Source organism: Kitasatospora sp. NPDC101155 (assembly GCF_044768305.1).
Classification (GTDB): domain Bacteria; phylum Actinomycetota; class Actinomycetes; order Streptomycetales; family Streptomycetaceae; genus Kitasatospora.
Map to the genome: position 1 here is coordinate 36,465 of NZ_JBIWPN010000004.1, position 13,891 is coordinate 50,355.

The following is a 13,891-nucleotide window of genomic DNA, read 5'->3' on the forward strand; positions in this document are numbered from 1 at the left end:
GCCCTCCCGATGCACCAACGCCAAAGCCGCCGCCGACTGCCCGCGGGGCGGTTCGGACGCGGCGGCTTCGGCGCCGGGCAGCAGGCCTTCCAACAGGCCTTACAGCGCCAACCGGCGCCAGAGCACTGGGAGTTCCTTGGTGGCCACGGTGCGCTGACGAGGACGGCGATCGGTGGCGGACGGGTGCTCGGGCAGCGCGGGGATCTGCCGTTCCAGGAGCTTGGACGGCAGTTCGGTGCGGCTGGCGACGTTCAACTTCCGGTACACGCGGGTGAGGTGCTGTTCGACCGTGCTGACCGTCACATGGATGCGGCCGCTGATCTCACGGTTGGTGTATCCGAGCGCAGCCAGGACGGCGACCCGGCTCTCCGCGTCGCTGAGCAGCGAGGCGTAGTCGGCAACCGGGATGGCAGCGGGGCCGGCGGCGGGCGAGGGGGTGGCAGGGGAGTCGGCGGGCACCGGCTCGTTCTGCGGCACCGCGCCGTCCACCGCCGCCGCCTGCGGCTCGCCGTCGCCGGCCTCCTGGGCGGCTTGACGCGCCACCAGGCGGGCTCTGGCGTAGTCGCCCAGCTCGTAGTGGGTGGCGGACAGGTCGGCGAAGGCCAGCGCGAGTTCCAGCCGGTCGCCGCAGGCCTGCAGCAGGTCGATCGACTCGCGCAGCAGCGCGGTGCGATGCCGCGGCTGGCTGGTGCCGGCCAGTACCCGCAGGGCGATCGCCCGCGAGCGGGTGCCCAGTGGGTGGCGCTGCCCGACCTGCTCCTCCGCCAGCTCCTTGGCGACCCGGGTTTTGCCGATCCGCAGGTTGGCCTGGGCGAGGTCGGTGCGCCAGGGGACCAGCGGCTGCAGGGCGGGGTTGCGGTCGCGCATCAGGTGCCCGCAGGTCTCGAAGTCGTTCAGCGCCGCGAACGGCCGGTCGGTGGACAGGTAGTGGTGTCCCCGGGCGCGCAGGTACTGGACGCCGAAGCCGGTGTCGAACATGCTGTCCGGCACCTTGCGCCGCAGCAGCTGCGCCGTGGTCTCGTGCCGGCCCATGGCCGTGTTGGCGGAGATCGCCGTCGACAGCGGCAGGCCGATCAGGACACCCCAGGCCTGGGAGTGCAGCAGATCGAGCGCCTCGGTGGCCTTGGCCTCCGCGGTGCCCGGATCGCCCTGCAGCAGGGCGATCTCGGCTCGGACGCTGAGCAGCAGCGCCCGCCAGGTCGTCCACCCGCGCCGCACGGAGTCGCTCAGCAGCGCCTCGCAGACCTCGATCGCGGTCTGGACCTGGCCGGTGAAGGCGATGACCAGCAGAGAGATGACCGTCAGTTCCAGTTTCAGGTCGCTGACCTGGTCGCTCTGCAGGGCCTCGGTCACCTGCGCCACCGACGCGGCGCTGACGTCTCCACCGACCAGCAGGGCCACCGTGGCCCACAGGGTGTTCACCTTGCCCGTGGTGGCCCGTTCCAGGGTGGCTATCTTGGCGAGGTCGCCGCCGTGGCTGACCCGGGGCACGCCGTAGAAGCAGTGCCGGACGAACTCCACCTCGGCCAGCACGTGGGCGTCGCCCGGGGCGAGCGAGGCGGCCAGCGCGGTCACGGCCTCGTCGGCGAGGCCGGTCTCGCCCTGCCAGAGCATGTGCCGCACCACGGTGGCCGCGTCCCGCGCGTCCAGGTCCTCGCCCAGCACGTGCCGGTGGAGCGGATTGAGATGCGGGGTCACGGCGGCCGGGTTCACCTGCCACTCCGCCCGCGCCAGCGCGGTGGAGAGGGTGTGCCGTTCCTGCTCGTCCGCGGACTCGCGCAGGGCCAGGCGCAGGTAGCCGGTGGACTGTTCGACGTCGTCCGCGGCCAGCGCCTGCTCGGAGGCCAGCCGCAGCACCGACAAGCCCCAGGGCTCGTCGACCTGGCCCGCGGCCATGAGGTGGTTGGTCACCACGGAAGCGGGCGCCCCGTCCAGATAGAGCAGTCGGGCGATCGCGCCGTGCAGCCGGGAGCGCTCGCCGGGGTCGAGGTCGCTCAACACCGCTTTGGCGGCGGCGGGCAGGCGGAAGCGGTACCCGTCGAGCAGGCCGGTGGAGCCCAGCACGTCGACCACGACCTGCACCGCGTCGGGGCTGGTCGACAGCAGCAGCGCGGCGGTCCGGGCGCTGGCGTGCTCGCCGAGCGCGGCCAGCGCCCTGGCGACGGAGAGGTGTCTGGGCTCGCCCCGGTAGAGGAAGGCCAGCACCGCTTGCCGGTAGGCGATGCTCGGGACGGGCTCACCGAGTTCGGTGCCGAACTGGGTGCCGTCGTCCAGCAGGGCGTGCACCAGCATGGGGTTTCCGCCGGTCACCTGGTGGTAGGTGGCGCTGATCTCGGCGGGCAGTGGCCGGTCGGCCTGGGCGGCGAGCATCCGGGCCACGCCCTGCTCGGACAGTGGCGCCAGCCGGACCCGGCGGTGTGGTTGGCGGCTGAGGCCGTCGTGGATGAGCGGGTTCGGCAGCGCGCACTGCTCCCAGCCGGCACAGACCACCGTGATCCGCTTGTTCCTGATCCGCCGCAGGAGGTACAGCAGGGTCTGAAGGGACTGGGTGTCCAGGAGATGGGCGTCGTCGATGAGGATGACCAGAGGACGTTCTCTGGCCAACTCCAAGATTGATGTGGACACGGCTTGGGGGAGGGTTTCCGGGGCGTATTGTGTGCCGCCGTGGTCCGGTCGACCCGATGCCGTCCGGTATCGGGCACCTGACGCTAAGTTGACTTCGGTATCAGGCTGTAACGAGTCTTCCAGAACATCCGTCGGGAGCTCGCCGCTGTGCAGGAGTTCCCGGATGGCGCTCATCGGCTGGGCCCGCTTCTGAAGGCAGCCGACGGTGGTCAGCAGCCGGGCGCCGGTCTTGCCCGCGGCGTTCGCGAACTCGTGGAGCAGCTCGGTCTTCCCGACCCCCGGGCCGCCGGTGACGATGACAAGCTGCCCTGCTCCGGCGACGCACTCGGCGAACGCGTCGCGCAGGGTCTCAAGCTCTCGATGGCGCTCGAACAGGCGCACCATGACCTCCCCCGTGATGGCCTCCCCCGTGGCCATCATTCTTGGATTGAATCCGCAAAAGAATTTACCGGGGCCGCCCACCCTCACGGATCCCCGGGGGCATTATCTTCGCTGCGCGACGACAAGCTCTGGAAACACGGAAGTGAAATCTTCTCCACAGCAAAAGGTCGTATACATGTCATCATTGGAATTTCCCGCCCTCGTCAGCGTTTCACGTGGCGTGGGCGGCGGAGACGGCACTGTCGTCTTGGAATGGTCCAGACCTTCCGGGGTTGGGCTGGCTTGCCGGGACACTCCGGGCCGATCGTGGACTTGTGGCTGTTCAGGGGGTCTCCTCCCGTTCCCCGGAGCCGACTTGACGTTATGTTCGATTCGCCGACGTTGTCAACATCGACCTCGCCGGATGGTCGGCGGTGGCGATCCGCGCGGGTCCGATGGGGGTGGTCGCCATGTCGGCGGGCCAATCGGCGCGGCATTCGACATGCTTCGGAAAGTGGGGGCCGGTTCACTCCAGGGGGCGGTAGGGGGGTGACCCCGACACCCCCTGATCCCTAGCCTCCCAAAGGCGGGGACATGGACCGACGAACCGGGATCCCGCGTTTCCGAAGGCTTCGATCCCGATCGGATGACTGCGTTGGCGAACAACGAGGACCGACTGCTCGACTATCTCAGGCGAACCACTTCGGATCTGCGCGAGACGCGGCGCAGGCTGCGCGAGTCGGAGTACCGCGCGCACGAGCCGATCGCGATCGTGGGGATGGCCTGCCGGTACCCCGGCGGGGTCGCCACGCCTGAGCAACTGTGGGACCTGGTGGTCGCCGGCGCCGACGCGGTGTCGGACTTCCCGGCCGACCGGGGCTGGGACGTCGAGTCGCTGTACGACCCCGACCCCGCGCGGGCGGGCAAGACCTACGCCCGGACCGGGGCCTTCCTGCACGACGCCGCCGACTTCGACCCGGACTTCTTCGGCATCTCGCCGCGCGAGGCGCTGGCGATGGATCCGCAGCAGCGGCTGCTCCTCGAGACCTCCCACGAGGCCTTCGAGGATGCCGGCATCGTCCCCGCGGCGCTGCGCGGCTCTCGTACCGGCGTCTTCGTCGGCGTCATGTACAACGACTACGCGACCCGGCTGCTCTCGGTGCCGGACGACCTCGACGGCTATCTGGCCAACGGCAGTGCCGCCAGCGTCGCCTCGGGCCGGGTGGCCTACACCTTCGGCCTGGAAGGGCCCGCCGTCACCATCGACACGGCCTGCTCGTCCTCGCTGGTGGCACTGCACTGGGCGGTCAAGGCGCTGCAGTCGGGCGAGTGCACGTTGGCGCTGGCCGGCGGTGTGACCGTGATGTCCACCCCCGAGACCTTCATCGACTTCAGCCGGCAGCGCGGCCTGGCCCCCGACGGCCGCTGCAAGGCCTTCGCCGAGGGTGCCGACGGCACCGGCTGGGGCGAGGGCGCGGGCATGCTGCTGGTCGAGCGGCTCTCCGACGCCCAGCGGCTCGGTCACCGGGTGCTGGCCGTGGTCAAGGGCACCGCGATCAACTCCGACGGAGCCAGCAGCAGGCTCACCGCACCCAACGGCCCCTCCCAGCAGCGGGTGATCAAGCAGGCGTTGGCGAGCGCCGGCGTCTCCCCGGCGGACGTCGACGTGGTCGAGGCACACGGCACCGGTACCGCGCTGGGTGACCCGATCGAGGCGCAGGCCCTGCTCGCGGCCTACGGTCAGGACCGGCCCGAGGGGCGGCCGCTGTGGCTCGGCTCGATCAAGTCCAACCTCGGGCACACCCAGGCCGCCGCGGGCGTGGCCGGGGTGATCAAGATGGTGCAGGCGATGCGGCACGGCGAACTGCCCAAGACCCTGCACGTGGACCGCCCCTCCACCCAGGTGGACTGGACGGCGGGCGAGGTCCGGCTGCTGACCGAGGCCCAGGAGTGGCCCGAGAGCGGACGGCCCCGGCGAGCGGCGGTCTCCTCGTTCGGGATCAGCGGCACCAACGCGCACGTGGTCCTCGAACAGGCCCCGGCGCTCGAACCGCAGACCGAGGCGGACGGCGAGCCGCGGACCGAGCCGCAGACCGGGGCTCAGGGCGAGGCGGAGACCGCGAAGAGCCAGGCGCAGGTTGCCGAGTCGCAGAGCGCCGACGCGCCGGCAGTGACCCCCGCGCCCCGGCTGGACGCCGTCCCGTGGCTCCTGTCGGCACGCACCCCCGAGGCGCTCGCCGAGCAGAAGGGCCGCCTGCGCGCCTGGGTCGAGGCCCGCCCCGAGCTTGACCCGGCCGAGGTGGCCTTCTCGCTGGCCTGCGCCCGCTCCTCCTGGGAGCACCGTGCGGTGGCCGTCGGCAGCTCCACCGAGGAGCTGCTGGCGGCCCTGGCCCTGGCTGCGGGCACCGTGGTCGGTAGCGGGAAGCTGGCGTTCCTCTTCACTGGGCAGGGCTCGCAGCGCCTTGGCATGGGGCGGGAGCTGTACCGGGCGTTCCCGGTCTTCGCGGCCGCCTTCGACGAGGTATCCGCCTTGCTGGATGCGGAGTTGGAGATTCCGATCGCCCGGGTGATCGAGGCGGAGCCGCAGCTGCTGAACCGCACCGACTACGCCCAGGCGGCGATCTTCGCCGTCGAGGTGGCGCTCTTCAGGCTGGTGGAGTCGCTGGGCGTGCGCCCCGACTACCTGGTCGGCCACTCGGTCGGCGAGCTGGCCGCCGCGCACGTCTCCGGCGTGCTGTCGCTGGAGGGCGCGGCCGCCATGGTGCTGGCGCGCGGCGGCCTGATGAGCCGGCTGCCCGCGGGAGGCGCGATGGTGGCGATCCGGGCCGCCGAGGCCGAGGTGCTGCCGCTGCTCTGCGAGCGGGTGGGCCTGGCCGCGGTCAACGGGCCGCGCTCGGTGGTGGTCTCGGGCGAGGAGGAGGCGGTGCTGGCGCTCGCCGCCCGGTTCGAGAAGAGCACCCGCCTGACCGTCTCGCACGCCTTCCACTCCCCGCTGATGGAGCCGATGCAGGCCGAGTTCGCCCTCGTCGCCAAGGCGCAGTCCTACGGCGCGCCGGGCATCCCGATCGTCTCCACCCTGACCGGCGCCCTGGCCGGCGCCGAGGAGCTCGGCTCGCCGGACTACTGGGTCGACCACGTCCGCCGGCCCGTGCGGTTCGAGCCGGCGCTGTGCGCGCTCGGGGCCCTGGGCGTGCGCAGGCTCCTGGAACTGGGACCGGACGCGGTGCTGACCGCTATGGCGCAGGACTGCCTCGACAGTGACCTGGCAGCCGCCGCGACCATGCGCCGCGACTCAGCCGAGACGCGGGAGCTGCTGGGCGGCCTGGGGCGGTTGCACGCCGACGGCGTGCCGGTCGACTGGGCCGCGCTCTTCGAAGGCCGTCGCCCGAACCGGGTCGACCTGCCGCTCTACCCGTTCCAGCGCACCAGGCTCTGGCTGGAGGCCACCGCCGCCGGCGGCGACCCGAGCGGCCTCGGTCAGCTCCCCGTCGAGCACCCGCTGCTGGCCGCGGCGACCGAACTGCCCGACTCGGGCGGGCTGGTGCTGACCGGGCGGCTCTCCCGCTCCGCTCAGCCCTGGCTGGCCGACCACGCCGTGCACGGCACGGTGCTGCTGCCCGGTACGGCCCTGGTGGAGCTGGCGGTCCAGGCCGGCGACCGGGTCGGCTGCGCCCTGCTGGAGGAGTTGACGCTCCAGGCGCCGCTGACCTTGCCGGAGCAGGGCGCGGTGGCGGTGCAGGTCGCGGTCGGCGCCGAGGACGCCGGGCGGCGCACGGTCGCGGTGTACTCCCGGTCCGCGGACGCGCCGGACGCGCCGTGGAGTCAGAACGCCGCCGGACTGCTCACCGGCGCCGGCGAGGAGCCGCAGTTCGACCTGCGGGTCTGGCCGCCCGAAGGGGCCGAACCCATCGAGCTGGGCGAGCTCTATCCCAGGCTCATCGGGGTCGGCTACGGCTACGGCGAGGTGTTCCAGGGACTGCGCGCGGCGTGGCGGCGCGGCGAGGACCTGTTCGCCGAGGCCGCCCTGCCCGACCGTGCCCGGGCCACGGCCGCCGCCTTCGGTCTGCACCCGGCGCTGTTGGACGCGGCCCTGCACGTCAACCTGCTCGACCTGGGTGACGGCCAGGCGGTGCTGCCGTTCAGCTGGGGCGGGGTCACCCTGCACGCCGGCGGGGCCGGTGAGTTGCGGCTGCACGTCGCCAAGGCCGGCCAGGACGCAGTCTCGCTGGCGGTCGCGGACGGCACCGGCGCGCCGGTGGCCACCGTCCGCACGCTGGTGGCCCGCCCGGTCTCGGCGGGGCAACTGGCCGCCGGACCGGGGGAGTCGCTCTTCCGCCTGGAGCAGGTTCCGCTCGGCCCCACCTCGGCCGAAGCCCTGCCCGCGGACGTCGTGGTCTGCGGCCCCGACGACCTCGCTCTCGGCGTGCCGGTCCACCCGGACCTGGCGTCGATCGAGGAAGCGCCGAGCCTGATCGTCCTGCCGGCGGCCACGGTCGCCGGTGAGGTGCCCGCGGCGGTGCACAGGAGTGTCGGCGAGACCTTCGCCGTCCTCGGGGCCTTCCTCGCCGACCGGCGCTTCGACCACTCCCGGTTGGCGGTGGTGATCCGGGCCGGTGAGCTCGCCCACGCGCCGCTGGCCGGACTGGTCCGGGCCGCCGAGTCGGAGAACCCCGGTCGCTTCCTGCTGGTGGACAGCGACGGCACCGCGGGCCTGGCCGCCGCGCTGGCCTGCGGCGAGCCCGAGGTCGCGGTGCGCGAGGGCGAGCTGTCGGTGCCCAGGCTCGCCAGGGCGAAGCCGGCGCAGCCGCCGCACTTCGACCCCGAGGCGTACGTGCTGATCACCGGCGGCCTCGGCGGCCTGGGACAGCTGATCGCCCGTCACCTCGTCGGCTCCCACGGCGTCCGGCGCCTGCTGCTGACGAGTCGGCGCGGCGCGGACACCCCCGGCGCGGCCGAGCTGCGGGCCGAGCTCGAAGGGCTCGGCGCCGAGGTCGCGCTGGCGAGCTGCGACGCGGCCGATCGCGGCCAACTCGCGGAGCTGCTGGGCCGCTACCAGGTCGGCGCCGTGGTGCACTCGGCCGGCGTGGTCGACAACGGGATGCTCGCCGCGCTCAGCCCCGAGCAGGTCGAGCGGGTGCTGCGGCCCAAGGTGGACGCCGCCTGGAACCTGCACGAACTCACGCAGGGCCGCGAGCTCAGCGCCTTCGTGCTGTTCTCCTCCACCGCCGGCCTGCTGGTCGGTGGCGGCCAGTCCAACTACGCGGCCGCCAACGCCTTCCTGGACGGCCTCGCGGCCCACCGCAGGGCCGCCGGGCTGCCCGCCGTCTCGATGGCCTGGGGCCTGTGGTCCGAGGTCGGCGGCCTGGCCGACCAGGTGGACGCCGCCGACCTGGAGCGGATGCACCGGATGGGCCTGCCACCGCTGCCCGCCGCCCAGGGCCTGGAGCTGTTCGACGCCGCCCTGGCCGCCGAGGACGCCCTCGTGGTGCCGATGCGCCTGGACGTCGCCGCGGTGCGGGCCAGGACCGACGGCGTCCCGACGCTGCTGCGCGGGCTGGTCCGCGGCGCCTCGCGCCGCGCCGCCGGCGCCGCGGGCACCTCCCGCGCCGATGCGCAGAACGGATGGCGCGAGCGCCTCGCCCCGCTGCCGGACCCCGACCGCGACCGCCTGCTGCTGGAGTTGGTGCTCACCGGGGTGGCCGCCGTACTCGGCCACACCTCGACCCAGGCGCTCGACCCGAACAAGGCATTCCAGGAGATGGGCTTCGACTCGCTGGCGGCGGTCGAACTGCGCAACCTGCTCGGGGCGGCCACCGGCCTCTCGCTGCCCGCCACCCTGGTCTTCGACCAGCCGGCACCGGCCGTCCTGACCGCCTACCTCAAGGCCGAACTCGTCCCCGGCCCGGCCGACCAGGCCCGGCTGATGGTCGCCGAGGTCGACCGGCTCGAAGTCGCGCTGACCGCACTGCCGGACCAGGACGGCTCACACGCCCGGATCACCGCGCGCCTCGAAGCGCTGCTGCGGACCTGGCGTGACACCCACAGCACGGGCGGCGAGGCGCCGGACGACTTCGACACCGCCACCGACGAAGAACTCTTCGCGACGATCGACAACGAATCTGGAGTCCAGTGATGGTAGACCCGGCCAACGTCGACAGGCTCCGCGACTACCTGAAGCGGGCCACCAGCGAGCTGGAGCGCACCCGCCGCCGGGTGCGCGAGCTGGAGGAGCTCAACCGCGAGCCGATCGCGATCATCGGGATGGCCTGCCGCTACCCCGGCGGCATCCGCTCGCCCGAGGACCTCTGGCGGATCGTCAGCGAAGGCGCCGACGTGATCTCCGGTTTCCCGGTGGACCGCGGGTGGGACGTGGAGAACCTCTACGACCCCGAGGTCGGCAAGCCCGGTAAGAGCTACGTGCGCCAGGGCGGCTTCCTGCACGACGCCGCCGAGTGCGACCCCGCGTTCTTCGGCATCAGCCCCAAGGACGCGCCCGGCACCGACCCGCAGCAGCGGATGCTGCTCGAGACCTCCTGGGAGGCTTTCGAGCGGGCCGGGATCGACCCGCAGTCGATGAAGGGCACCCCGACCGGCGTCTTCGTCGGCCTGATGCACCACGACTACGTGGGCGGCACCATCTCCGGCAGCATCGTCTCGGGCCGGATCGCCTACACGCTGGGCCTCGAGGGACCCGCGGTCACCATGGACACCGCGTGCTCCGCATCGCTGGTGGCGCTGCACCAGGCGACCCAGTCGCTGCGCCGCGGCGAGTGCGAGTTCGCCCTGGTCGGCGGTGCCGCGGTGATGGCCAGCCCCGAGATGTTCATCGAGTTCAGCGAGCGGCGGGCGCTGTCGGCCGACGGGCGCTGCAAGTCCTTCTCCGAGGACGCGGACGGCGCCGCCTGGTCCGAGGGCGCGGGTGTGCTGCTGGTGGAGCGGCTCTCGGACGCCCGGCGCAAGGGGCACCGGGTGCTCGCGGTGATCCGGGGCAGCGCGATCAACCAGGACGGTGCCTCCAACGGCATGACCGCGCCCAGCGGCCCGGCCCAGATCCGGGTGATCCAGTCGGCGCTGGCCGACGCCCAGTTGTCGCCGAACCAGATCGACGTCGTGGAGGCGCACGGCACCGGCACCAAGCTCGGCGACCCGATCGAGGCCCAGGCGGTCATCGCCGCCTACGGGCAGAACCGGCCCGAGGGCCGGCCGATGTGGCTGGGCTCGATCAAGTCCAACATGGGCCACCCACAGGCCGCCGCCGGCGTGGCAGGCGTGATCAAGATGGTCATGGCGATGCGCCACGGGGTGCTGCCCAAGTCGCTGCACTCCGAGCGCCGCACCTCCGCGGTGGACTGGTCGGCGGGCGAAGTCGAGCTGCTGACCGAGGCCCGGACGTGGCAGACCTACGGTCAGCCGCGCCGCGCCGCCGTCTCGGGCTTCGGGATCAGCGGCACCAACGCGCACACCATCCTCGAAGAGGCCCCGGCCGAGGAGGTGGCGGAGCGGGCGCCGCGCGCCGCCCTGCCGGCCGTGCCCTGGGTGCTCTCCGCCAAGACCGCAGAGGCGATCAAGGACCAGGCGAGCCGGCTGATCGCCGCGGCCGATGACCTCGACGTGCTGGACGTCGGCTTCTCGCTGGCCACCACCCGTGCCCTGCTCACCCACCGCGCCGCGGTGGTCGGCCACGACCGCGCCGAACTGCTGGAGGGGCTGCGCGCGCTGGCCGAGGGCCGGGAGCTGCCGCAGGTCGCCGCCGGCCCCGGCAAGCTCGCCGTGGTCTTCTCCGGTCAGGGCTCCCAGCGCCCCGGCATGGGACGCGAACTGATCGAGAGCTTCCCCGAGTTCGCCCGTGCCTTCGACGAGATCTGCGCCGAGTTCGACCAGTACCTGGAGCGGCCGCTGCGTGAGGTGGTGCTGGACACCGAGTCCGAGCTGCTGAACCAGACCGTCTTCACCCAGGCCGGCATCTTCGCCTTCGAGGTCGCGCTCTACCGCCTGCTGGAGTCCTGGGGCATCCGCCCCGACCTGCTCGGCGGGCACTCGATCGGCGAGGTGGTCGCCGCCCACGTCGCCGGTGTGCTCTCGCTGAGCGACGCCGTCACCCTGGTCGCCGCGCGCGGCCGGCTGATGCAGGCGCTGCCCGCCGGCGGCGCGATGGTCGCCATCCGGGCCGGCGAGGCCGAGGTCGCCCCGCTGCTCACCGAGGGCGCCGACCTCGCCGCGGTCAACGGCGAGCGCGCGGTGGTCGTCTCGGGCGACGAGGAGGCGGTGCTCGCGGTTGCCGCCCGGTTCGAGAAGACCACCAGGCTGAAGGTCTCGCACGCGTTCCACTCGCACCGGATGGACGACATGCTGGAGTCCTTCCGGGCCGTGCTCGACAAGCTGGAGTTCCACCAGCCGCAGCTGCCGGTCGTCTCCAACCTGACCGGATCGCTCGCCGACGAGCTGACCTCGCCCGACTACTGGGTGCGCCACGTACGCGAGGCCGTCCGGTTCCACGACGGTGTGCGCACCCTGGCCGCAGAGGGCGTCACCCGGCTGCTGGAGGTGGGCCCCGACTCGGTGCTCACCGGCATGTCCCAGGACATCGTGGCCGAGGTGGTCGCCACCCAGCGCCGCGACCAGGGCGAGGCCAAGGCGCTGCTGACGGCGCTCGGCCGACTGCACGTCAGCGGCCTGAGCCCGGACTGGTCGGCGCTGTTCACCGGCGCCCGCGTGGTGGACCTGCCGACCTACCCCTTCCGGCGCGACCGGCACTGGGAGAACGCCCCGTCCATCACGGCGGCCACCGCCCCGGGCCGCGGCGGCGACGAGGGCGGCGAGTTCTGGGAGCTGGTCCGGGAGCAGGACGTGGCCGCGGTCGCCGCCACCCTCGGCGTGGACGACCAGGCCCCGGTGGCCGCGCTGATCCCGGCGCTGGCCTCCTGGTACGACCAGCGGCAGGCCAATTCCACCGTGGACGGCTGGCGTTACCGCGTCGGCTGGCGGATGCTGCCCGGCTCCGAGGACCGCGCCGCAACGTTCCGCTGGCTGGCCGTGGTCTCCGAGGCCCTGGCCCAGGACCCGTGGGTCGAGGCCGCGCTGACCGCGCTGCGCGAGCGCGGCCACCAGGTCGAGCTGCTCGCCGTGCCCACTGCCGCGCAGCAGCGCACCGCCCTGGCCGAACTGCTCGACGGCCACGGTGCGGTGGACGGCGTGCTCTCCCTGCTGGCGCTCGACACCCGGACCGCCGTGACCGCCGCGCTGATCCAGGCACTCGGCGACGCCGGGATCGAGGCCGGGCTGTGGGCCGTCACCCGGGACGCGATGGCCCACGAGTCCTCGGCCCGCCCGAGCGGATTCAGCCAGGCCGAGGTCTGGGGCCTGGGCCGGGTGGCCGCGCTGGAGCACCCCGGGCGCTGGGGCGGTCTGCTCGACCTGCCCGCCGAGCTCGGCCCGCTCACCCTGGCCCGACTCGCCACCGCGCTCACCGCCTACGGCGACGAGGACCAGCTGGTCCTGCGCGAGTCCGGCCTGTTCGCCCGCCGCCTGGAGCACGCGCCGGCCCGGCCCGGTACCCCGTGGCAGCCCACCGGCACGGTGCTGGTCACCGGCGCCACCGGCGCGGTCGGTGCCCGGGTGGCGAGCTGGCTGGCCGAGCAGGGTGCGGAGCACCTGCTGCTCACCAGCCGCCGCGGCGAGGCGGCGCCCGGCGCCGCCGAACTGCGGCAGGAGCTGGCCGAGACCGGCACCGAGGTCACCTTCGCCGCCTGCGACGCGGCCGACCGCGAGAGCCTGGCCGCGCTGCTGGCCACCGTCCCGGCCGAGCATCCGCTGACCGCCGTGATCCACCTGGCCGGCGTGCTGGACGACGGCGTGCTGGACGCGCTCACCCCCGAGCGCTTCGCCACGGTGCTGCGGCCCAAGGCGCAGGCCGCCCTGAACCTGCACGAGCTCACCGCGGAGCTGGACCTGTCGGCGTTCATCCTCTTCTCCTCGCTCACCGCCACCGTCGGCGGCGCCGGGCAGGCCAACTACGCGGCCGCCAACGCCTTCCTGGACGCGCTGGCCGAGTACCGGCGCGGCGAGGGCCTGGCGGCCTCCTCGATCGCCTGGGGCCTGTGGGGTGGCGGCGGCATGGCCGACCACGACGCCGTGCGTGACGCGGGCCGCAGCCTCGGCATCTCGGCGATGAACCCCGACCAGGCGCTGATCGCGCTGCGCCGGGCGCTGGAGAGCGGCGAGACCACGCTGACCGTGGCCGACGTGGACTGGACCCGGTTCGCGCCCGCCTTCGGCGCCGCCCGGCCCAGCCCGCTGCTGGCCGACCTGCCCGAGGTCCAGGGCCTGGCGGCGTCCGGCGGCGGTGACAACGCGGTCCCCGACGGCTTCGCCCAGAAGCTGGCCGCCCTGACCGGCGGCGAGCGCAAGCGCGCTCTGGTGGACCTGGTCTGCACCCAGGCCGCCACCGTGCTCGGCTACGGCGCGGCCGGCGGGATCGAGCCCAGCACCGCGTTCCGTGACCTCGGCTTCGACTCGCTGACCTCGGTGGACCTGCGCAACCGGCTCAGCACCGCCGCCGGGGTGGCCCTGCCGGCCACGCTGATCTTCGACTACGCGACGCCCGCCGCGTTGGCCGAGCACCTCGGCACCGAGCTGGGCGAGGGCGAGAGCGGCTCCTCGACTGACGTGCTGCTGGCCGAACTCGACCGGCTGGAGGCCGCGTTCGGCGGGCTGAAGGTCGAGGAGATCGAGCAGGGCCGGTTCACGGCCCGCCTGCAGGCGATGCTCAACGGGCTGACCGAGACCCTGTCCGCCGCCGGCGGCGAGTCGGTCGCGGGGCGGCTGGAGAACGCCTCCGCCGACGACGTCTTCGCCTTCATCGACAACGAGCTCGGCACGGCGTGACGACGTGAGCACGACCGCCGAC

General features: G+C 73.4%; 3 protein-coding genes. 2 read left to right on the plus strand and 1 reads right to left on the minus strand.

All coding sequences use genetic code 11. The features are described from left to right. Positions 1-99: 99 nt before the first annotated feature. Positions 100-3,045, minus strand: a complete 2,946-nt coding sequence (locus ACIRYZ_RS07015) for an AAA family ATPase (protein WP_402940612.1) — start codon at positions 3,043-3,045, stop codon at positions 100-102. Positions 3,046-3,631: 586 nt separating this feature from the next. Here ACIRYZ_RS07015 and ACIRYZ_RS07020 point away from each other — a divergent pair. Both ACIRYZ_RS07020 and ACIRYZ_RS07025 read left to right on the plus strand, forming a co-directional pair. Then, positions 3,632-9,118, plus strand: coding sequence for an SDR family NAD(P)-dependent oxidoreductase (locus tag ACIRYZ_RS07020; RefSeq protein WP_402940615.1), 5,487 nt, complete (start codon positions 3,632-3,634; stop codon positions 9,116-9,118). Then, complete coding sequence (locus ACIRYZ_RS07025; RefSeq protein WP_402940617.1) at positions 9,118-13,869, plus strand: type I polyketide synthase; 4,752 nt, start codon at positions 9,118-9,120, stop codon at positions 13,867-13,869. Before ACIRYZ_RS07020 ends, ACIRYZ_RS07025 begins: the two co-directional genes overlap by 1 nt. Positions 13,870-13,891: the final 22 nt, after the last annotated feature.

Coding starts and splice junctions, on each gene's coding strand:
- ACIRYZ_RS07015 (WP_402940612.1), bottom strand. CDS start 3,045: ATGATGGCCACGGGGGAGGCCATCACGGGGGAGGTCATGGTGCGCCTG.
- ACIRYZ_RS07020 (WP_402940615.1), top strand. CDS start 3,632: ATGACTGCGTTGGCGAACAACGAGGACCGACTGCTCGACTATCTCAGG.
- ACIRYZ_RS07025 (WP_402940617.1), top strand. CDS start 9,118: ATGGTAGACCCGGCCAACGTCGACAGGCTCCGCGACTACCTGAAGCGG.